At 64.8% G+C, this 20,333-nt stretch carries 17 protein-coding genes; 12 read left to right on the top strand and 5 right to left on the bottom strand.

The features are described 5' to 3' along the window. Nucleotides 1-33: 33 nt before the first annotated feature. From xylB to ACFQX9_RS32580, 7 genes are all read left to right on the top strand, one after another. Entirely contained in the window at nucleotides 34-1,488 is a 1,455-nt protein-coding gene (gene xylB, locus ACFQX9_RS32610) for a xylulokinase (protein ID WP_377791551.1), read from the top strand. Beyond that, entirely contained in the window at nucleotides 1,489-2,811 is a 1,323-nt protein-coding gene (xylA, locus tag ACFQX9_RS32605) for a xylose isomerase (RefSeq protein ID WP_377791550.1), read from the top strand. It begins immediately after the preceding gene. A 12-nt stretch (nucleotides 2,812-2,823) separates the two neighbouring features. Further along, nucleotides 2,824-3,582, top strand: a complete 759-nt coding sequence (locus ACFQX9_RS32600; RefSeq protein WP_247368716.1) for an ATP-binding cassette domain-containing protein — start codon at nucleotides 2,824-2,826, stop codon at nucleotides 3,580-3,582. After that, entirely contained in the window at nucleotides 3,582-4,664 is a 1,083-nt protein-coding gene (locus ACFQX9_RS32595; protein ID WP_377791549.1) for an ABC transporter permease, read from the top strand. The genes ACFQX9_RS32600 and ACFQX9_RS32595 overlap by 1 nt, the downstream gene beginning before the upstream one ends. A gap of 94 nt (nucleotides 4,665-4,758) precedes the next feature. Next, complete coding sequence (locus ACFQX9_RS32590) at nucleotides 4,759-5,691, top strand: sugar-binding protein (protein WP_377791548.1); 933 nt, start codon at nucleotides 4,759-4,761, stop codon at nucleotides 5,689-5,691. A 103-nt stretch (nucleotides 5,692-5,794) separates the two neighbouring features. Further along, nucleotides 5,795-6,772: an aldo/keto reductase gene (locus tag ACFQX9_RS32585; RefSeq protein WP_377791547.1), complete on the top strand. Its 978-nt coding sequence runs from the start codon at nucleotides 5,795-5,797 to the stop codon at nucleotides 6,770-6,772. A gap of 3 nt (nucleotides 6,773-6,775) precedes the next feature. Then, entirely contained in the window at nucleotides 6,776-7,624 is an 849-nt protein-coding gene (locus tag ACFQX9_RS32580; protein ID WP_085349706.1) for an amidohydrolase, read from the top strand. Nucleotides 7,625-7,645: 21 nt separating this feature from the next. Here the strand turns inward: ACFQX9_RS32580 and ACFQX9_RS32575 are convergent, their stop codons facing one another. Further along, nucleotides 7,646-8,449 carry a RimK family alpha-L-glutamate ligase gene (locus ACFQX9_RS32575; protein WP_377791546.1) on the bottom strand — a complete coding sequence of 268 codons (804 nt, stop codon included), beginning with the start codon at nucleotides 8,447-8,449 and terminating at the stop codon, nucleotides 7,646-7,648. A gap of 407 nt (nucleotides 8,450-8,856) precedes the next feature. Here ACFQX9_RS32575 and ACFQX9_RS32570 point away from each other — a divergent pair, with 407 nt between their 5' ends. The 3 genes from ACFQX9_RS32570 to ACFQX9_RS32560 all read left to right on the top strand — a co-directional run bounded on the left by ACFQX9_RS32570 (nucleotide 8,857) and on the right by ACFQX9_RS32560 (nucleotide 11,899). After that, the gene (locus ACFQX9_RS32570; RefSeq protein ID WP_018460095.1) at nucleotides 8,857-9,630 is read left to right on the top strand and encodes a ferredoxin--NADP reductase; all 774 of its coding nucleotides are present in this window, start codon (nucleotides 8,857-8,859) and stop codon (nucleotides 9,628-9,630) included. Nucleotides 9,631-9,848: 218 nt separating this feature from the next. After that, nucleotides 9,849-11,558: an FMN-binding glutamate synthase family protein gene (locus ACFQX9_RS32565; protein ID WP_198959235.1), complete on the top strand. Its 1,710-nt coding sequence runs from the start codon at nucleotides 9,849-9,851 to the stop codon at nucleotides 11,556-11,558. Nucleotides 11,559-11,656: 98 nt separating this feature from the next. Next, the gene (locus tag ACFQX9_RS32560; protein WP_007597823.1) at nucleotides 11,657-11,899 is read left to right on the top strand and encodes a PilZ domain-containing protein; all 243 of its coding nucleotides are present in this window, start codon (nucleotides 11,657-11,659) and stop codon (nucleotides 11,897-11,899) included. Nucleotides 11,900-11,950: 51 nt separating this feature from the next. Here the strand turns inward: ACFQX9_RS32560 and ACFQX9_RS32555 are convergent, their stop codons facing one another. Next, nucleotides 11,951-13,246 carry a hemolysin family protein gene (locus ACFQX9_RS32555; RefSeq protein WP_085349708.1) on the bottom strand — a complete coding sequence of 432 codons (1,296 nt, stop codon included), beginning with the start codon at nucleotides 13,244-13,246 and terminating at the stop codon, nucleotides 11,951-11,953. A 238-nt stretch (nucleotides 13,247-13,484) separates the two neighbouring features. Between ACFQX9_RS32555 and ACFQX9_RS32550 the strand changes: the two genes are divergently transcribed. Then, complete coding sequence (locus ACFQX9_RS32550; RefSeq protein ID WP_377791545.1) at nucleotides 13,485-15,560, top strand: methyl-accepting chemotaxis protein; 2,076 nt, start codon at nucleotides 13,485-13,487, stop codon at nucleotides 15,558-15,560. A 19-nt stretch (nucleotides 15,561-15,579) separates the two neighbouring features. Here the strand turns inward: ACFQX9_RS32550 and ACFQX9_RS32545 are convergent, their stop codons facing one another. From ACFQX9_RS32545 to ACFQX9_RS32535, 3 genes are all read right to left on the bottom strand, one after another. Further along, a complete protein-coding gene (locus ACFQX9_RS32545) occupies nucleotides 15,580-17,562 on the bottom strand; it encodes a carbohydrate porin (protein WP_377791605.1) in 1,983 nt (660 codons plus the stop codon). A 395-nt stretch (nucleotides 17,563-17,957) separates the two neighbouring features. Further along, the gene (locus ACFQX9_RS32540) at nucleotides 17,958-18,221 is read right to left on the bottom strand and encodes a hypothetical protein (protein WP_007597808.1); all 264 of its coding nucleotides are present in this window, start codon (nucleotides 18,219-18,221) and stop codon (nucleotides 17,958-17,960) included. Nucleotides 18,222-18,360: 139 nt separating this feature from the next. Continuing rightward, complete coding sequence (locus tag ACFQX9_RS32535) at nucleotides 18,361-19,167, bottom strand: creatininase family protein (RefSeq protein WP_377791544.1); 807 nt, start codon at nucleotides 19,165-19,167, stop codon at nucleotides 18,361-18,363. A gap of 138 nt (nucleotides 19,168-19,305) precedes the next feature. On the opposite strand from ACFQX9_RS32535, the gene ACFQX9_RS32530 reads away from it, so the two are divergent. Then, nucleotides 19,306-20,328: an ABC transporter substrate-binding protein gene (locus ACFQX9_RS32530; protein ID WP_026233942.1), complete on the top strand. Its 1,023-nt coding sequence runs from the start codon at nucleotides 19,306-19,308 to the stop codon at nucleotides 20,326-20,328. The last annotated feature ends 5 nt before the right edge of the window (nucleotides 20,329-20,333 follow it).

Below are 20,333 nucleotides of genomic sequence, written 5' to 3'. Positions count from 1 at the left end.
TCGCGCACCGCAACAGGCGAAAGGGAGGACGGCGTGTATCTCGGAATCGACATCGGCACATCGGGTGTGAAAGCGGTGCTCGTCAGCGAAGCCGGCGCTGTTGTCGCGACGGCGGCGCGCGAGCTTGCGCTGTCGCATCCGGCGCTGCTGTGGTCCGAGCAGGATCCCGATGCCTGGGTCGATGCGGCGGTCGGCGCGGTCGACGATCTTGCCGCCCGCCATCCGCGCGAGGTCGCACGGGTGCGCGGCATCGGGCTATCCGGCCAGATGCATGGCGCGACGCTGCTGGACGAGGACGGAGCGCCGCTGCGTCCCGCGATCCTCTGGAACGACGGCCGCTCGCACGCCGAATGCGTCGCGCTGGAGCGGCGCTGCCCGTCGCTGCACACGATCGCCGGCAATCTGGCCATGCCCGGCTTCACCGCGCCGAAGCTGCTCTGGGTCGCCAGGCACGAGCCGAAAATCTTCGCGCGGGTCGCAAAGGTGCTGCTGCCGAAGGCCTATGTCCGCTATCGCCTGACCGGCGAGATGGTCGAGGACATGTCGGACGCGGCCGGCACGCTGTGGCTCGACGTCGGTCTGCGCCGCTGGTCGCCCCTGCTGCTGCATGCCACCGGGCTCGATCTCCATCACATGCCACGCCTAGTCGAGGGCAGCGACGTCAGCGCGACGCTCGCGCCGGACTGTGCGCAACGCTGGGGCATGGCAAAGGATGTCGTGATCGCTGGCGGCGCCGGCGATAATGCTGCGAGCGCGATCGGGCTCGGCGCCATCGCGCCGGGCGATGCGTTTCTGTCGCTTGGCACATCCGGCGTGGTGTTCCGCGTCACCGATCGGTTTGCACCGGCGCCGGCCGCGGCGGTCCATGCGTTCTGTCACGCGCTGCCCGGCCGCTGGCATCAGATGGGCGTGATGCTGTCGGCGGCGGCTTCGCTGGCCTGGCTCGCGGGCGTGATGGAGACGCCGGCGCCAGCGCTGCTCGCGCCGCTCGGCGAGCGCGTCGATGGACCGAGTCCGGTCAAATTCCTGCCTTATCTCGACGGCGAGCGCACGCCGCACAACGACGCCGCCGCCAGCGGTGCCTTCGTCGGCCTGCGCGGTGCGACCGGGCGCTCCCAGATCGTTCAGGCGGTGCTCGAAGGCGTCGCCTTCGCCGCGCGCGACAATCTGGCGGCACTGAGCGCGGCGGGCGGGCCGCTTCCCGAGGTTGATCTCGTCGGCGGCGGCTCGCGCTCGCCGCTGTGGGCGCAGATCTGCGCCGATGTGCTCGGCATCCCCGTCCACCGCGTCGAGGAGGGCGAGGTCGGAGCGGCGCTCGGCGCCGCCAGGCTCGGACGGCTCGCCGCCACCGGCGAAGACGCGGCTGCGGTTTGCACCCGTCCGCGGCGGCTCGCGAGCTTTACGCCTCGCGCATCGGTCAGCGCGGCCTATGACGAGGCCTATCGCCGCTGGCGCGAACTTTATCCCGCGTTGAAGGAGTGTGCCTGAGTGACTGCGTCAGTGAAATTCTTCGATACAAGTGTACCTGTCGCCTTCGCCGGCGGAGATGCGGGCAACACGCCTGCCTTCCGCTGGTACGACAAGGACCGCCTCATCCATGGCCGCAGGATGGAAGACCATCTGCGCTTTGCGGTCTGCTACTGGCACTCCTTGTGCTGGCCCGGCGGCGATCCCTTTGGCGGCGAGACGTTAATGCGGCCCTGGCACCACGGCACCGATGCAATGGCGCAGGCGCACGCCAAGGCCGACGTCGCCTTCGAGTTGTTTCGCCTGCTCGACGTGCCCTTCTTCACCTTCCACGACGTCGATGCGGCGCCGGAAGGCAACTCGCTTGGCGAATCCGTTGCCAACCTCAATGCCATCGCCGATCTGTTCGAAGCGAAGATGGCCGCAAGCAAGGTGCGCCTGCTCTGGGGCACCGCCAATTTGTTCACGCATCGCCGCTACATGGCGGGCGCGGCCACCAATCCAGACCCGGAGATATTCACCTATGCCGCCGGCCAGGTCCGCGCCGCGCTGGAGGTGACGCACAGGCTCGGCGGCCAGAACTACGTGCTGTGGGGCGGGCGCGAGGGCTACGAGACGCTGCTCAACACCGATCTCAAGCGCGAGCTCGACCAGCTCGGCCGCTTCGTCTCGCTGGTGGTCGAGCACAAGCACAAGATCGGCTTCAAGGGACCGATCCTGATCGAGCCGAAGCCGAAGGAGCCGACCAAGCACCAATATGATTTCGACGTCGCCACCTGCTACGGCTTCCTCGCGCGTTACGACCTGCTGAAGGACGTCAAGCTCAACATCGAGCAGAACCACGCCATCCTCGCCGGCCACTCCTTCCATCACGAGGTCGCGCTGGCGGAGGCGCTGGGTGTGTTCGGCTCGCTCGACATCAACCGCGGCGACGATCTGCTCGGCTGGGACACCGACCAGTTCGCGATGAACGTGCCCGAGCTCGCCCTGGTGTTCCACGAGCTTCTGAACCGCGGCGGCTTCAGCTCCGGCGGGCTCAATTTCGACGCCAAGATCCGCCGCCAGTCGATCGATCCCGACGATCTGATCCATGCCCATGTCGGCTCGATGGATGCCTGCGCGCGGGCGTTGCTCGCCGCTGCGGACATGCTCGACGCCGGCGTGCTCACTGGGCCGCTCGCGAAACGCTACGAGGGATGGGCCGGGCCTGAAGGCCGCGCCATTCTCGGCGGCCAGCGCTCGCTTGCCGAACTTGCCGACCGCGCGCACGGCCCGGGCTTTGACCCGCAGCCGCGCTCGGGCCGGCAGGAATATCTGGAATCCCTCGTCAACCGCTACGTCTGAGGAAGGCCGCTGATGACAAATGCACAAGCGACACCGGTCCTCGAGCTGGCCGGCATCGGCAAGGAGTTCGGCGCGATCCGCGCGCTGCATGATGTCGACATGCAGGTCCTTCCCGGCGAGGTCGTCGGCCTGATGGGCGACAACGGCGCGGGCAAGTCGACGCTGGTCAAGATCATCGCCGGCAATTTCCGCCCCAGCCACGGCGAAATCCGCTTCGCGGGCAGTGCGGTTCATTTCAACCGGCCTATCGATGCCCGCGGCGTCGGCATCGAGGTGGTCTATCAGGACCTTGCGCTCGCCGACAATCTCACCGCAGCGGCCAACGTCTTTCTCGGCCGCGAGCTGAAGCGCAGGATCGGGCCGTTCGCATTGCTCGACCACAAGGCAATGGCGGCGCGTGCGCTGGAGCTGTTCGGCGAGCTGCGTTCGGAGACGCGCCCCGACGATCTCGTCAAGCAGATGTCGGGCGGCCAGCGCCAGGCGGTTGCGATCGCGCGGACGCGGCTCTCCAACGCGAAGCTGGTGATGATGGACGAGCCGACGGCCGCGATCTCGGTCCGCCAGGTCGAACAGGTGCTCGGCCTGATCCACCGGCTGAAGGAGCAGGGCGTTGCCGTGATGCTGATCTCGCATCGCATGCCCGACGTGTTCGCGGTGTGCGATCGCGTCATCGTCATGCGCCGCGGCGAAAAGCGGGCCGACAAGCCCATCCACCAGACCTCCCCCGAGGAAGTCACCGCCCTGATCACCGGCGCGAAGGAGGCGGCGTGATGGCCATGCCCATGGAATCCCCGATCACCTTCTCGAATGTCGGCAAGATCAGATGGTGGCAGCGCGGCATCTTCGCGTCCCAGACCGGCTATGTCCTGCTCGCGCTGGCAGTGCTGCTGGTAGTCATGCATTTCGCCAGCCCGTACTTCTTCACCGAAGGCAACATGCAGAACGTGGCGAAGAATTTCTCCTTCATCGCCATTGCCACCCTCGGCGTCACCTTCGTGATCATCACCGGCGGCATCGATCTGTCGGTCGGCTCGATGATGTGCTTCTCCGCCATGGTCACCTCGATGGTGATGACCGAGCTGTCGGCGCCCGGCTCGCCGGCGGGATCCCTGTTCGTGCACATGGCGGCCGACGGCAAGACCGTGCTCGCCAATGTCCCTGGCCTGATCCTGGTGGTCTCGCTCCTCGCCGGCCTCGGCGTCGCGCTGCTCGCCGGCCTCGTCAACGGCTTCTGTATCGCGGTGCTCGGCCTGTCGCCGTTCGTCACCACCCTCGGCATGCTCTCGATCGTGCGCGGGCTCGGCTATGTCGTCTCCAACGGACGGGGCAGCTTTCCCGGTGGGCCGGATGCCGGTTATTTCTACGCGCTCACCTCCGGCGACGTGCTCGGCGTGCCCGTGCCATTCATTTATCTGATCGTCCTCGCGCTGGCGATGGCCGTGGTGCTGCACCACAGCTCGTTCGGCCGTCACGTGTTCGCGCTCGGCGGTAACGAGAAGGCGGCCGAACTCACCGGCATCCCGGTCGTGCGGGTGAAGATCGAGGTTTATGTGATCTGCGCGCTCGCCGCAGGCCTCCAGGGCATCATCATCTCGGGCTGGCTCGGATCGGCGCCGGCCAACATGGCGACGTCCTACGAGCTCAACGTGATCGCTGCGGCCGTCATCGGCGGTGCCAATCTCGCCGGCGGCATCGGTGGTCCACTCGGCGCCATCGTCGGCTGCGTGCTGCTCGAGGTGATCCGCAACGGCCTCGTGCTCGCCCAGGTCAGCTCCTACTGGCAGCAGACGCTGGTGGGCGTGATCATCATCCTGGCCGTATTGGTCGACCGCATCCGCTCGCGGATGATCTGAAACGACGTCGTTCCGGGACGGCAACGAAAATGCCGCCTGTCCACTTCCCGGACGATCTTGAGAGGACAGGCGCCAAAGAAGGGTGGAGGAGACGATGAGGAAATTTCTACTTGCCGGCATCGCGGTGGCGATGATGGCTACGCCGGCGTTTGCCGCAAACTACCGGTTCGTGATCGTGCCCAAGGCGATGAACAATCCGTTCTTCGACTTCGCGCGCGACGGCTGCCTGAAGCGTGCCAAGGAGCTCGGCAATATCGAGTGCATCTACAAGGGGCCGGTCGAGCACGAGCCGGCGACGCAGGCCCAGATCATCCAGGACTTCGTCACCCAGAAGGTCGACGGCCTCGCCATCTCGGTTGCCGACGTCGCGGCGATGACCAAGTCGATCGACGCGGCGACCGCGGCCGGCATCCCTGTCATCACCTTCGACGCCGATGCGCCCGGCGCCAAGCGCATCGCCTATATCGGCACCAACAACAAGGAGTTCGGCGTCGCCCTCGGCAAGGAGCTCCTGAAGCTGCGGCCCGACGGCGGCAAATACGCCATGGTTTCGGGTGGTCCCGGCGCCAAGAACCTCGCCGAACGCGTTGACGGCGTGCGCGAGGCGCTGAAGGCCTCGAAATGGACCGAGGTCGCGGGCTCTCCAACGTTCTGCAACGACGATCCCGCGCTGGCGGTTCAGCAGATGACTGACATGCGTACCGCGACGCCCGACCTCGCCGCAATCGTTCCCATCGGCGGCTGGCCGATGTTCGCCCCCGAAGGCTTCAAGGCCTTCGCGTCCAGGTACAAGAAGGATATCGATTCCGGCAAGTTCACGCTTGTCGTGGCCGATACGCTGAAGATGCAGCTCGAGCTGTTGCGCGATGGCTACGCCAATGCGCTGGTCGGCCAGCGTCCGTTCGAGATGGGCGAGAAGGCGATGGACACGCTGCTCGCCATCAAGAAGGGCGAGAAGGTGCCGGAGATCGTTTATACCGGCCTCGATCTCGTGACCAAGGACAACGTTGCGCAGATGTTGAAGTAGGAGCGTCGCCAGCCCCACGCTCCTGCGTGCCTCTCCCGCTTGCGATTTTCGCAAGCGGGAGAGATGATTTTGGCTGTTGCGGAAGAGTGTTGAGGCAATGGGAATGAAAAGGTCGCGGCTCGGCTCTCTCGATGTCACCTCACTCGGCCTCGGTTCCGCCCCGCTCGGCGGATTGTTCACCCCCGTCAGCGATGCCGATGCGGAGGCGACGATCGCCCGCGCGTGGTCGCTCGGAGTCCGCTTCTTCGACACCGCGCCGCTCTACGGCTTCGGCCTCGCGGAGCGACGTCTTGGCGCATTCCTGCGGCAACAACCCCGTGACTCCTACGCGATCTCGACCAAGGTCGGCTGGCTGCTGCGTGCGCCGGATGGCGCTGCCGCCGAGGACGAGCATTACAAGGGCACGTCGCGCGAGCGGCCGGTGTTCGACTTCAGTTATGACGGCGTGATGCGGTCGCTTGAGGAAAGCCTGGCGCGGCTTGGGCTCGACCGCGTCGACGTCCTGCTTGTGCATGATCCCGATGATCATTACGACGACGCCGTCGCCGGCGCCTTTCGCGCGCTCCAGCGCCTGCGTGCGGACGATACCGTCAAGGCGATCGGTGCCGGCATGAACCAGTCGGACATGCTGGTCCGGTTCGCAGAGGCCGTTCCGGTCGACTGCTTCCTGCTCGCCGGCCGCTACACGTTGCTCGACCAGGGCGCGCTGGATGCGCTGTTCCCGCTCTGCGCGGCGAAGAATATCGGCATCCTGCTCGGCGGCATCTACAGCAGCGGCATCCTGGCCAATCCGCACACGGGCGCGAAGTTCAACTATCAGGACGCCGATGCGGCACTCGTCGCCCGTGCACTGGCGCTCGACGAGCTCTGCCGCAAGCACGGCACCGAGCTGAAAGCCGCCGCGCTGCAGTTCTGCACGGCCCATCCGGCAGTCACGGTCGCCGTGATGGGCGCGCGCAATGCCGCGGAAATTGCCGACAACATCACAATGTTGGAGATGGCAGTGCCGGCGGCGTTCTGGCAGGAGCTGCGTGGGCGAAAATTCGTCGATGCCCGCGCGCCATTGCCGGGCGGAGCGTAAGGCATGATCGTCGACGCTCACCAGCATTTCTGGGATCCCGCGCGCGCCGACTATCCCTGGATGGACGCGCCCGAGCTCACGCCGATCCGGCGTGCCTTCGGTCCGGCCGATCTCGCGCCGCTCTTGAAAGCCAACGGCATCGACGCGAGCATCCTGGTGCAGTGCCGCTCCGCCCTGGCGGAGACCGAGGAATTCTTGCGGATCGCGGATGCGACGCCCTCGGTGATTGGCGTCGTCGGCTGGGCTGATCTGACCGACGCTGCACTTGGCGAGACGCTGGACCGGCTGCGCGCTTTGCCCGGCGGCGACAAGCTGGTCGGCATCCGCCACCAGGTCCATGACGAGGCCGATCCGGAGTGGTTGTTGCGCGAGGACGTCCAGCGCGGCCTCACGGCCGTGTTCGCGCACGATCTCGCCTACGATTTCCTGGTCCGCATCCGCGAGCTGCCGGCCGCGATCGCAACCGCGCAAGCGTTCCCGCAGGCGCGCTTCGTGCTCGACCACGCAGCCAAGCCGCCGATTGCCGATGGTGGAAGCGACGAATGGTCCAATGGCATCGCGGCACTCGCGGCGTGCGGCAATGTCTGGTGCAAGGTCTCGGGGCTGGCGACGGAAGCGGTTTGGAGCGACTGGAATGCGGAGCTGCTGTTCCCGTTCGTCGCGCACGCCGCGACATGCTTTGGCGAGGATCGCCTGATCTTCGGCTCGGACTGGCCGGTATGTCTGCTCGCGGGGAGCTATGGTGAGATCAAGGGCGCGCTGGAGGCCTGCCTGATGAAGCTCGGGCCTCAGGTGCGGGAGAAGGCGTTCGGCGTGAACGCGAAGGCTGCGTATCGGTTGCCGTTCGGTTGAAGCCGACAGCGCGCGTGTCGCTCAGTGTTCGTCCCCAAACACCCGATCCAGCGCGGCATCGTACGTCCTCTGCACCAGCTCCGGATGCAGCTTCGCCAGCGTCTCCATCATCACGCCGGAATTGATCTCGAGCACGCGCCAGACGCCGTCAACGTGCACGAGGTCGATCGAGGCGAAGGTGATGCCGATGGCCTTGGCGGCGTCGATGGCGAGCTTTGCGCAGGCTGCGCGAAGGTCGCCGTCCTGCATCAGCACGGGCTTTGCCCCTGCATCGAGATTGTGCCGCCAATCCGAGCCACGCTGCTTGCTGTAGACGACGAGTGGCACATCATCGAGCAGGACCACGCGAACTTCGTCCTCGATCACGGCATAGGGCGAGATCACGAGTCCGGCGCTCATCGAAAAGGCTTCGTCAGCGGCATGATCGAGCTCTGTTTCCGTCGTGACCCTGAAGACGGATCGTCCCGACGTCCCCTCGTTCGGCTTCACCACCACGCCTTGCGGATTGTCGCCAAGCAGCGCCAGCATTGCCTCTCGCCAGCCAACGCCGACAACCTTCTCGCCTAACTTGGGGTTGAGGAACAGGCGATGGGGAATGCAGGGCACGCCCTCGAGCGCCAGCACCTCGGCGGCGGCCGATTTGTCGTTGGCCAGTCGGTGCGCGATGGCGCTGTTGAGGCCGATGTCGTAGCCGAACGCGAAGTGGCGCTGCTCGCCCCGGCGCATCGCGAGCAGCCAGCCATCGGCGCGGACATCGAGCGCGATGCCATGGTTCGCGCAATAGCGCTTGATCGCCTGGACGATGATCCGCTCGCTGCTCGCCATGTGTCTCTGTTGTCTCTGTCGCCAGTCGCAGTCGCCAGTTCCAGTCGCTCTTGGCGCCAAAAGCCGGAAGAATCCGGGAAACGGCGCCAACCCGAGAAAATCAGAGCTATTCTTAATGAAATTCTCGCGAGCGGGGCGGAAATTAAGTGCTGTATTCGGGCCCCGGAGGGAAAAGAAATTGCCCTCCGCATACGCCGGACAGCAGATCCACTAATGATGCGATCATTTCCGCCGCAAATGCCGGTTTGACCGGCATCAATTGCATCCGGAACGAGGTTGATTATTGGTCTCAATGGCGTAGATCACACTCGCGAAATCCTCCGCCATGGCAATGGTGTCCGCTCCGCTTTCAGGGGCCGGGCAACGCTTTTGCCCTAAAACCGCAATTATTCGGAATATCGAAAATCATGAGCGCGTTTTACCGAGAGAAGGTTCTTTCCGTCCAGCACTGGACCGACACCCTGTTCAGCTTTCGCGCAACCCGCGATTCCGGCTTCCGCTTCCAGAACGGCCAGTTCGCGATGATCGGCCTCGAGGTTGAGGGCCGCCCGCTGCTCCGCGCCTACAGCATGGCGAGCGCTAATCACGAGGAAGAGCTCGAGTTCTTCTCGATCAAGGTTCAGGACGGCCCGCTGACGTCGCGTCTCCAGAAGATCAAGGAAGGCGACACCATCCTGGTCGGCCGCAAGGCGACCGGCACGCTGATCACCGACAATCTCATTCCCGGCAAGCGGCTGCTGCTGCTCTCGACCGGCACCGGCCTCGCGCCCTTCGCCAGCCTGATCAAGGATCCCGAGGTTTACGACCAGTTCGACAGCATCGTGCTGGTGCACGGCTGCCGCCAGGTCTCCGAGCTCGCCTATGGCGAGAAGCTCGTCGCCGGTCTTCGCGAGGACGAGCTGTTCGGGGAGTTGCTCGCGGACAAGCTCATCTACTACCCGACCGTGACTCGCGAGCCGTTCAAGAACCGCGGCCGCATCACCGACCTCATCAGCTCCGAGCAGATCTTCAACGACATCGGCCAGGGTCCGCTCGACATCGCGACCGACCGCATCATGATGTGCGGCAGCCCGGCGATGCTCGAAGAGCTGAAACTGATGTTCGAAGGCCGCGACTTCGTCGAGGGCTCAGGCAACAAGCCCGGCCATTTCGTGATCGAAAAGGCGTTCGTCGAGCGGTAGGCCCTCTCGGTCTCGTCCTGGCAAAAGCCAGGACGTTTGCCTGAGTAAAGCGCCTTGACCGGTTAATGCCCGTCCCTTCCGAGCTCTGCTGCACCGCAAAAGCCCGCCCATCGGGCTGATTGATTTGTCCCCGCCGAATTCGCTAGCGTGAAACACGGGCCGCGTCATATCCGTATGACAGGCGCGGGCGTATCGTACCGCCTCATGCTGGCGAGAGGATGGGAATCGTGGCCGACGAGAACAAAACGCAGGAATCGCCCAACCCATCGGCCAAACGCCTGCCGCTGGCGGAAGAGGGGATCATGGAAACCCTGCTGCTGCCATTCTCTCCGCGCTTCATCGTCCTGACGATCTGCGCGGTGGTCACTGCGCTGCTGACCGGCATCGGATTTGCCGATGGCAAGATCTTCGACATTCTGCTGATCCCGATCCTGATCTTCGGCGCGCTGACGGCGCTTGGCATCCGCGACCTCATGCAGAAGGGCCACGCCGTTCTGCGCAACTACCCGATCTCGGCCCATATCCGTTTTTTGCTCGAAGAGATACGCCCGGAGATGCGGCAGTATTTCTTCGAGAGCGAGAAGGACGGCATGCCGTTCTCGCGCGACATCCGTGCGGTGGTCTATCAGCGCGCCAAGATGCAGCTCGACAAGCGTCCGTTCGGTACCCAGGAGGACGTCTACCGCCAGGGTTATGAGTGGATGCATCACTCGGTCTCGCCGAAGACGCATGCCGAGGAGAAATTCCGCGTCACTATCGGCGGCCCGGATTGCGCCAAGCCGTATTCGGCTTCGGTATTCAACATTTCCGCCATGAGTTTTGGCGCGCTCAGCCCGAACGCCGTGCGCGCGCTGAATGCCGGCGCCAAGAAGGGCGGCTTCGCGCACGACACCGGCGAGGGCGGCTTCAGCCCCTATCACGCGGAGATGGGCGGCGACATCATCTGGGAGATCGGTTCGGGCTATTTCGGCTGTCGTCATCTCGACGGCGCCTTCGATCCCGAAGCCTTCGCGCGCGTCGCGACCCAGGACCAGATCAAGATGGTCGAGCTCAAGATCAGCCAGGGCGCCAAGCCCGGTCATGGCGGCGTGCTGCCGGCGGCGAAAGTCTCGGAGGAGATTTCCAAGATCCGCGGGGTCGCCATGGGCGAGGATTGCATCTCGCCGGCCTCGCATCGCGCCTTCTCGACCCCTGTCGGCATGATGAAGTTCATCGGCGAGATGCGAAAGCTCTCCGGCGGCAAGCCGACGGGCTTCAAGCTATGCATCGGTCATCCCTGGGAATTCCTGGCGATCTGCAAGGCGATGATCGAGACCGGCATCTATCCCGACTTCATCGTTGTCGACGGCAACGAGGGTGGCACCGGCGCCGCGCCACTGGAGTTCATGGACCATCTGGGCATGCCGATGCGCGAGGGCGTCAGTTTCGTCCACAACGCGCTGATCGGCATCAACGCGCGCGACCGCATCAAGATCGGCGCCTCCGGCAAGATAGCCACCGCGTTCGACATGGCGCGCGCCATGGCGATCGGCGCGGACTACTGCAATTCGGCGCGCGGCTTCATGTTCTCGCTCGGCTGCATCCAGTCGCTGAGCTGCCACACCGACCGCTGCCCGACCGGCGTCGCGACGCAGGACCCGACGCGGGCCCGCGCGCTCTATGTGCCGCTCAAGATCGACCGCGTGCACAATTATCACCTGGCGACGCTGCACTCGCTGACCGAGCTGATCGCCGCGGCCGGTCTCGAACATCCGCAGCAGCTGCGCCCGATCCACTTCTCCCAGCGCACCTCGACGACGGACGTGAAATCCTTCGCGCAGCTTTATCCGTCGCTGCGTCCGGGCGAACTGCTCGAAGGCACCCAAGACCCACGCTTCCGCGACGCCTGGCGGATGGCACGGACGGAGACGTTCCAGCCGGCGCTGTAGGGCGCCGGTCCACTTGCAGGGCCGCGGCCCCGCGCGCAAAAGCATGGCGAGGGGGGTGCGTTTAACCTTTGGTTCAACTTTGGGTGTAGATTGTTCCCATGGACGAGCGGCGCGACAAGGCAAGGCATCGCGTGCTGAAGGCCGGAACGATCGAGTTCGGCGGCGGCGGCGCGATCGACTGCACTATCCGCAACCTGTCAGATACCGGCGCCGCGCTCGACGTCAGCAGTCCCGTCGGCATCCCCGACCATTTCAGCCTGTTCGTCCAGGCCGACGGAACACATCTCGCCTGCACCGTGATCTGGCGCAAGGAAAAGCGGATCGGGGTGAGGTTCGGGTGAGGGCTGGGACCACACGTGGAGAGTTCAGCACCACCTCACGTCGCCGCTCGCTCACCCCGTCTCTACTTCGCTCCGCCGGCTCGCGAGAATCTTGTCGATCCTCCGCCCGTCGAGATCGACCACCTCGATGTGCCAGTCGCCGAAGTCGAAGGCGTCGCCGACATCAGGCAGCACGTTGAACTGTTGCAGCACGAGGCCGGCGACGGTGTTGTAGCGGTGCGGCGGCAGTTCGATGCCGAGCAGCTCGCCGAATTCGTCGACCGGCATCCAGCCTGAGACCAGCAGCGAATCGTCCGCGCGCTTGACGTAGGCTGGTTCCGGCGGGCCTTCCTCGGAATGGAAGGCACCGACAATGGATTCCAGAATGTCAGCCGTCGTCACGATGCCTTCGAAGGCGCCGTATTCGTCGTAGACGAGGCCGACATGCACCGGTGCAGCCTTCAGGATCGCCAGCACGTCGCGGGCATCGGCCGAGGCGGGAATGCCGGGCGCCTCGCGGACCAGCACGCGCAAATCCGGCGTGCGCTCGTTCATGAAGGCCACCAGCAGGTCCTTGGCTTGAAGCACGCCAATCGGCTTGTCGCGGTCGCCGTCGGACACCGGAAAGCGCGAATGCGGACTCTTGGCGATGGTCGCTTGAATGCTTTCCGGCGTATCGTTCAGGTCGATCTCGTTGACCTCCGTGCGCGGCGTCATAATCGCGCCGACCGGCCGGTCGCCGAGCCGCATCACGCCCGCGATCATCTCCTTTTCACCTGACTCGAGCACGCCTGCGTTTTCGGCTTCGCTGACGAGATGATGGATCTCATCTTCTGACACTTTTTCTTCAGACTTGCCGCCATGGCCGAGCAGCGTGAGGATCAGCTTGCCGGAGAGATCGAGCAGGAAGACCAGCGGCAGCGAGACCTTCGCAAGCACGTGCATCGCGGGTGCAACCCTGACCGCGATGCTCTCGGGGTCGCGCAGCGCCACCTGCTTCGGCACCAGCTCGCCGACGATCAGGGTGGCGTAGGTGATGAGCGTGACGACCAGGCCCACTCCGACGATGTCGGCAATTCCTGCGGACAGGCCGAGCTCGAGCAGCCATTGCGTCAGCCGCTGTCCGAGCGTCGCGCCCGAGAACGCGCCGGAGAGCACGCCGACCAGCGTGATCCCGATCTGCACCGTCGAGAGGAATTTGCCGGGATCGGCCGCGAGCGTCAGCGCCCGCTCGGCGCCGCGGACGCCCTTGGCGGCGAGCATCGACAGCCGGGCCGGGCGCGACGAGACCACGGCCAGCTCGGACATGGACAGCAAGCCGTTGATGACGATCAGGACGACGACGATGGCGAGTTCGGCGGAGAGCATTGATGTTCCGAGGTAAGGGAGTGTGGCGCGGATGGCCGCACAGGTCTTGATATAGGTATTCGAGGAAGAAATGCCGATGATTCTGTCCCATCGGGCATCGCGAAGGAACTTCGGCGACCCCGTCCCCGAAGGCACTCCCCAATACCCCGCGGAACTACGGGCATGCCGTTGCTTAACGGGCTCTTAGCGGCCACCAGCTAGGTTCTCGGCATTTGCAGGAATGTATTCGGGGATCAGAATGCGGATCGGGAAGCTCTTTGCGCTGTCGATGCTGACGGTGACGGTGTTTGCAGTCATCCTTGGCGCCGAGGTGCTGATACCCCAGGCGCGCATCTTCACGAACCGCTCCGATGCGATCAAGACGGTCGAGGCCTTCGGTGCGACCCTGATGGTCAGTCAGCACGTTGCCGGCCTTCGTGCTCCCTACATTTCCCCGATCTTCCAGGAGAATTCTGCGACGCAGGTCCAGATCGAAGCCGCCGCAAAGGCGGCGAAAGCGGTCGATGGCGCGTTCGAGGGGGCAAGGCGCGCCATCATGGTGCTGGATGATTCCGGAGCGATGATCGAAAACCTGGACCGTACTGCGCGGCGGCTCAAGGATATCATCACGGCGGCAGATCGCGCGATGAGCGTGCCCCTGGCGACGCGCGACGGCGCTGTAATCAAGGGCTTCCTTCCAGGCGTTGCCGAGGTCATCGGCAATATCGAGCCGATCATGAACCGGCTTGAAGCCAAGGTCATCAATGCCGATTCCACGCTTGCGGCGCTGTTGAGCCTGGCGCGAACGGCGCAGGATCTGCGCGTCTCGGCCGGCAGCCGCGCCGCCACGCTGTCGCCGGCGCTGAGCGCTCGCCGACCGCTCACGGCGGCCGAATTGTCGCTGATGGATCGGATGCAGGGACGTGTCGAGGCCGACCGCGAGCGCATCGAGGCCGGCATCGACCAGCTCGGAAGCCCGCCCCGGATCGCCACCGCGCTGAAGGCGGCGACGGATTCCTATTTCGGGAAAGCAGCCGCTGCCGTGGACAAGGAGATGCCCGCGGCACGTGGCGACGGCAAGTACGGCATCAATGCCGAAGAGCTGGCCAGCATTATCGTCCCCGCCATCCAGATGTTCTACGGCGTCCGCGATGCCGCGCTGGCGGAAGCTGCCGAGCGCGCCTCGGCCGCGCGCGACGGCGCGCTGGCGATGCTCGCGCTCGCGGGCGTGGCGGTGCTGGCGCTGCTGGGGACACTCGGTGGCGTGACGATGATGTTGCGCAGGCGCGTGGTGACGCCGCTCAGCCGGCTCGCGGACGTGATCGCAACTCTTGCCGCCGGGCAGCACGAGGTCGAGATTCCCGTGACCGGCCGCAATGACGAGATCAGCCAGGTGGCGGGCTCGCTCCAGCACTTCAAGGATTCGCTCTCCGCCAAGAAGGCCGCCGATGAGGCCGCCGCGGTGGAAGCCGAGGCGAAGCTCCGGCGCAGCCAGCGCATGGACCAGATCGCACGCGATTTCGAAGCGTTGATCGGCGACGTCATCAACACCGTGTCGTCGGCATCGTCGGAGCTGGAAGTGTCGGCGGGAACGCTGACGAGCACCGCCGATCAATCGGAAAAGGTCACCGCGACCGTTGCGGCCGCCTCCGAGCAGGCCTCCAGCAACGTGCAGACCGTCGCCGCGGCCGCGGAGGAAATGGCGTCCTCGGTCGACGAGATCAGCCGGCAGGTCCAGGACTCCGCGCGGGTGGCCGGCGAAGCGGTGCAGCAGGCTGCGCGGACCAACGACTATGTCGGCGAACTCGCCAAGGCGGCCGGCCGGATCGGCGACGTGGTCGAGCTCATCAGCCAGATCGCGGGCCAGACCAATCTTCTGGCGCTCAATGCAACGATCGAGGCGGCGCGCGCCGGCGAGGCCGGGCGCGGCTTCGCCGTGGTCGCCTCCGAGGTCAAGGCGCTCGCCGAGCAGACCGCCAAGGCCACCGGCGAGATCAGCCAGCAGATCACGGGAATCCAGAGCGCGACGCAGGATTCCGTCGGCGCCATCAAGTCGATCGGCGACACCATCACCCGCATGTCCGAGATCGCATCGGCGATCGCCTCCGCGGTCGAGCAGCAAGGCGCGGCGACGCGGGAGATTTCCCGCAACGTGCAGCAGGCGGCACGCGGCACCCAACAGGTCTCCGCCAGCATCGTCGACGTGCAGCGCGGCGCGAGCCAGACCGGATCGGCCTCCTCCACCGTGCTCGCGTCAGCGAAGTCGCTGTCCGGCGAGAGCGGCCGCCTCAAGGTCGAGGTCGGGAAGTTCCTGGACGCGATCCGGGCTGCGTAAGTCACGTAGCCGGAAGCGCTCAGAACTCGCCGTGTAGCCGCCCGGAAAATACCGACACCGGGCCGCGATCGGCGTTGTAGGCGGGGTTGACGATCAGCTGGTAGTCGGCAGTGAGGGTGAGACTCTTGTTCAGCGCATAGGCGTAATAGGTTTCGAGGATGCGCTCGCGGCGGTAGTTGAGCGCGCCGTCGCCGATGAGAACACCGAGGCCGCCGGCGGCCAGGAAGTCGCGATAGTCCTGCGAGATGGCATTGATGGCGCCGCCGACGCCGATCACGTCATCGGGCCGGCCCCATTTCGTGCCCTTGATCGAAAGACCTCCAGACAGGCTGCGGTGAATGTCGGTGAAGGCCAGCGTCTCGGTCTTGCCGTCGTTCCAGCTCCAACGGCCGAACAGACCGACATCCTCGGTGATCGCCTGCTCGAGGTTGAGCACGTAGCCATACTTCAGACGGCCGCGCCGGGTCTGCGCGATGTCGAGGTTGAGCGCGGGATTGTCCAGCGTCTCGCGGAAGCTGCCCATGTTGGCGCTGTCGAGCCAGCCTATGGTCCTGAGCTTGCCGGGTTGGCCAAGCAGGGAGAAGCGCGTTTCGAGCTCGAGCACGTACTGGCCGCGCTCGCCGACCCTGGTGTCGAAATGATTCGAATTGGACTCGGCGACCATCAGGAAGTAGCCGCCGCGCAACGCCCACTGCTTCTGATTCAGCTCGGCGGTGACGCCGTAGGTGAGGCCGACCTTGTCGGCGGAATAGTCGAAGGCGCCTGGCGCCCACAGCGACCAGTTCATGAAGTCCTTGCGGGTGTCCTTGGCGTAGGCGTTGCCGTCGAACACGTCGATCACCGGGAATTTGCCGGCCTGCACCGTGAGCCTGGATACGTCGACCTTCTGTCCGAGCTGCAACTGGCCGCTCGCGAGCTCTTCCTGCTCGCCGCCAAAGCCGAATGTCTGGCGCACGAACAGGCGCGATGTGTTGTAGTGCGGATAGGGGAAGTTCGACTTCTGCGCCTCGCCGTTGGGGAAACCGGCCGCGCCGACCGTGTCGTTCAATCCAAATCCCTGCAGCAGTTCGGGATTGTAGTAGACCTCGCCGCCGTCCCACAGCTTTGCGTTCAGGAACAGGCTGTTGCTCCAGGTCGCCTTGGCCTGCCTTGATGGCGAGAGCGAATTCGGCCCGGTGTAGAGGGCGGGGAACGACGGGTAGCCTTGCGGCAGATAAGTGCTCTGGCCGTGGATCTCCCAGCGATCCGATTCGGTGTCGATTAGCGAGCCGATCCCCAAGCTCTTGGGATTGTAGCCCGGCATGCCCGGCCAATCGACCTTGCGGTTGAGGCCGAGCCGGATCGTTTGGAAGTCGAGCGACGACGAATTGTATTGGGCACCTGTGGAGAAGGCGACATTGGCGCCGTCGAAGCGGCTATAGAGATATTCGAGCCGTGCGCTCCAATGCGGCGCAAAGCCGTATTCGATGCCGGCACCCGCGATCCAGCCGGGCCGCGTGTTCAGGATTTTCGGGACTGCTTCGCCTGCGGCCGGCGTGTCGAAATAGCGCTCGCCCATCCATGCAAAGCCGCCGGTGGCGTAGACCAGCCAGGGACCGCTGGTGTAGCCGACGCGGCCGCGCAGGCTCGCAGTGTAGTCCCATTGCTGCGTGACGGTGTTGGCTGGTGTCGCCAGGAAGGACACGATCGAGTTGGACGTGATGTAGTTCGGAAACGAGAAATCGCCTTCGACGCCGACCAGCCAGCCGGAATTGAGCCGGTAATTGTAGCCGGCCTGCACGCCGCCGATCATGCCGCTGAAGACGCCGCTGTCGCTAATGCCTGTGCCTTCGTTCAGCGCGAAGCGCGACGAGCCGAGGCTGTAGCCGGCATGCGCACCGATGTAGAGGCCCGTCCAGTCATAGATAGCTTTCAGCGCCGGTGCCTTCAGCGGCAGATCAGCCGCGCGGCTGCTGGCGGGCAAAGTCAAGACGCCCGTGGCAATCGCCGCGGCCGTTCGCAAATACCTGTAACGGTGACCCCTCAACGTCAAAACGCACGCCCCCAAACGCGAATGTGTCCACTCGCCGCACTATCCCTGCCGATTCGCGGCGACCCTGTCATCAGGCTTAGGTGCTCCCGCGATCGGTCGAGATGATCTCGATCCGGCGCGATTTCTTCCCAAGCCCCTGAGCCTCTGGAAACCTTATTGCGATTAATTCGCAGTAGCAACTAGTGCGGATTGTCGCAGGAGATGGTTCGCACCGCGATGTGACGGGACTGCAACAAATTCCAAGGTCCAAAACGGTTGACCCCGCCCGGGGGGACATCCGGGCGGGGTCGGGGGCACGACACGGGGTGGATGAGGCGCCCGTGTCGGACGCGGGATCCACGTGAGATCGGCCTCAGGGACTCAAATCAGAAGCAGGTACGCACGCGGCCGACGTACTGGCCAAAGGCGTTGTACTGGGCGGCCCAGCCGCAGCGGTGATAGCCGTTGTAATAGGGATCGTTGCTGGCGGCGATCGCGGAGCCGACGACGGCAGCAGTGGCGATGCCCAGGCCGACACCGACGCCCCAGCCGAGCGGCTTGGCTTGCGCCTGCGAGGTGGTGGCCACGACGCTGCCGGTCAGGGTGAGCGCGGTGAGGGCAACTGCGAAAATCTTGGTCTTGATCGACATGTGAAACTCCATCCGGGTTGAGGCGGTCCCTTGTGGCCCGCGTACCGAGTTGGACGGAGGCTCCGCGCGTCCGGTTCGAACTCGGCAAAGGCGGAGCTCGAGTCTGGCTCTTTCCTGAATGATTCCAGAAGGATGAGCGCTAGCCGAGCGGGCCTTTTGCGAGCCTGTTCACGTCGAAGTTATCAACTTCGGCAAGCAGCTCGCAAAAATCGCGGGCGCCCTGGTCGATCAGCTGCTCGCCCTTCGCGGCCACGGCCAGCGTCGCGTTGCCGACGGCGCCGCTTGGGTTGAGATCCTGCGCCTGCCAGGCGAACGGTGCGGGTCGCTGCGTCGACAGCCAGCGATATTGCTGCTCCATCGCGATGCTGCTCGCGGGAAAATCCGCGATCGCATCCATACGCACGCGATCAGGATGGCGCGCCAGCATGATCGAGGTCTCGACCGCGCCGCCGTGAATGCCGTGGCGCACTTCGTCGGCCGGGAACAGCTTGTCCGCGCCCGACAGCCGCGACCACGACGTCGTCACCACGAACAGTTTCCGATGCGCGCGAAGATCCTGCGCGACCAGCATCATGGCCGCGCTGTTGCCGCCATGGCTGGTGACGATGACGAGCTTCTTCACTCCGCGGCGCGCGACGTCCTCGCCAATCGCGGTCCATTTTTTCAACGCGATGTCAGTCGGCAGCGTCTGCGTGCCCGGATAGTCGATATGCTCGGTGGAAATCCCGATCGGTTCAACGGGCAGGAAAGTGGCCGGAGCGCGCTCGGGCAGGAGCTCGCGCACGCGCGCGAGATAGGCGTCCGCGATCAGCACGTCGGTCTCGAGCGGCAGATGCGGGCCGTGCTGCTCGGTCGCGGCCAGCGGCAGCACCGCGATCCAGCGCGAAACCTCCGCGAGGCTGGCATCGGCCCAGCGAATCTCGGTCCAATCGCGGGAAGGCGTCATCAAGGTTTCTTTGCCCGAATTTGTCGCGTAATTTAGGTTATCAGGGGACGCGGGCCAGGCCGGCTCGCGTCCCCGAATGTCTTGCGGTTTTATCGCGTTGCTTGGACATCGGCTAGAAGCGATCGACGGAGTCCCATCATGAGCCCCTCTCATCTGCGGCGAGCCTTAACGGCGGGCCTGATGGCCGCTTTCGTCTCGGTCGTCCCGGCCCGCGCCGAAACCCTGGACAAGGTCATGTTCGGCACCAATTGGGTCGCCGAGGCCGAGCATGGCGGCTTTTTCCAGGCCGTCGCCGATGGCACTTACAAGAAATACGGGCTGGACGTCACCATCGTGCCCGGCGGGCCCAACGAGAACAACCGGATGCTGCTGATCGCCGGCAAGATCGATTTCTTCATGGCCGCGAACACGCTGATGTCGTTCGACGCAGTCGCCAACAACGTCCCGGTCGTCACGATCGCCGCGGTCTTCCAGAAGGATCCGCAGGTGATGCTGACGCAGCCTGATGCCAAGGTCGCCAAGATCGAGGACCTCAAGCCGCTGACGCTGTTCGTCTCCAAGGAGGGCATGACCAGCTATTTCCAGTGGCTGAAGTCCGAATACGGCTTCAGCGAGAAGAACGTTCGCCCCTACAATTTCAATCCGCAGCCCTTCATCGCCAATCCCAAGAGCGCGATGCAGGGTTACGTCACCTCGGAGCCCTTCGCGGTCGAGAAGGCCGCGGGCTTCAAGCCCAACGTGTTGCTGCTCGCCGATTACGGCTTCAACACCTATTCGACCCTGATCGAGAGCCGCCGCGACGTCGTCGAGAAGAAGCCCGACCTGGTGCAGCGCTTCGTCGATGCCTCCATGGTCGGCTGGTACAATTACATCTACCGCGACAATTCAGCGGGCAACGCCATGATCAAGAAGCTCAATCCGGAGATGACGGATGAGCTGCTCGCCTATTCCGTCGCCAAGATGAAGGAATACGGCATCGTCGATTCCGGCGATTCGCTGAAGAACGGCATCGGCGCGATGAGCGACGAGCGCTACACCTCCTTCTTCAACAAGATGGTGAAGGCGGGCGTGGTGAAGGCGGACCTCGATTTCCGCAAATCCTATACGCTGCGCTTCGTCAACAAGGGCGTCGGCGCCGAGCTGCGCCCGAGCAAGCCGTAGCGCAG

The sequence above is a fragment of the Bradyrhizobium sp. GCM10028915 genome, from assembly GCF_042666195.1.
GTDB classification, from domain to species: Bacteria; Pseudomonadota; Alphaproteobacteria; order Rhizobiales; family Xanthobacteraceae; genus Bradyrhizobium; species Bradyrhizobium canariense_D.
This window is presented reverse-complemented; position numbering and strand designations above follow the sequence as displayed.

What these genes read in the sequence shown, in the direction of transcription:
- ACFQX9_RS32600 (WP_247368716.1), top strand. Translation starts at nt 2,824, where the DNA reads ATGACAAATGCACAAGCGACACCGGTCCTCGAGCTGGCCGGCATCGGC.
- ACFQX9_RS32595 (WP_377791549.1), top strand. Translation starts at nt 3,582, where the DNA reads ATGGCCATGCCCATGGAATCCCCGATCACCTTCTCGAATGTCGGCAAG.
- ACFQX9_RS32590 (WP_377791548.1), top strand. Translation starts at nt 4,759, where the DNA reads ATGAGGAAATTTCTACTTGCCGGCATCGCGGTGGCGATGATGGCTACG.
- ACFQX9_RS32585 (WP_377791547.1), top strand. Translation starts at nt 5,795, where the DNA reads ATGAAAAGGTCGCGGCTCGGCTCTCTCGATGTCACCTCACTCGGCCTC.
- ACFQX9_RS32580 (WP_085349706.1), top strand. Translation starts at nt 6,776, where the DNA reads ATGATCGTCGACGCTCACCAGCATTTCTGGGATCCCGCGCGCGCCGAC.
- ACFQX9_RS32575 (WP_377791546.1), bottom strand. Translation starts at nt 8,449, where the DNA reads ATGGCGAGCAGCGAGCGGATCATCGTCCAGGCGATCAAGCGCTATTGC.
- ACFQX9_RS32570 (WP_018460095.1), top strand. Translation starts at nt 8,857, where the DNA reads ATGAGCGCGTTTTACCGAGAGAAGGTTCTTTCCGTCCAGCACTGGACC.
- ACFQX9_RS32565 (WP_198959235.1), top strand. Translation starts at nt 9,849, where the DNA reads ATGGGAATCGTGGCCGACGAGAACAAAACGCAGGAATCGCCCAACCCA.
- ACFQX9_RS32560 (WP_007597823.1), top strand. Translation starts at nt 11,657, where the DNA reads ATGGACGAGCGGCGCGACAAGGCAAGGCATCGCGTGCTGAAGGCCGGA.
- ACFQX9_RS32555 (WP_085349708.1), bottom strand. Translation starts at nt 13,246, where the DNA reads ATGCTCTCCGCCGAACTCGCCATCGTCGTCGTCCTGATCGTCATCAAC.
- ACFQX9_RS32550 (WP_377791545.1), top strand. Translation starts at nt 13,485, where the DNA reads ATGCGGATCGGGAAGCTCTTTGCGCTGTCGATGCTGACGGTGACGGTG.
- ACFQX9_RS32540 (WP_007597808.1), bottom strand. Translation starts at nt 18,221, where the DNA reads ATGTCGATCAAGACCAAGATTTTCGCAGTTGCCCTCACCGCGCTCACC.
- ACFQX9_RS32535 (WP_377791544.1), bottom strand. Translation starts at nt 19,167, where the DNA reads ATGACGCCTTCCCGCGATTGGACCGAGATTCGCTGGGCCGATGCCAGC.
- ACFQX9_RS32530 (WP_026233942.1), top strand. Translation starts at nt 19,306, where the DNA reads ATGAGCCCCTCTCATCTGCGGCGAGCCTTAACGGCGGGCCTGATGGCC.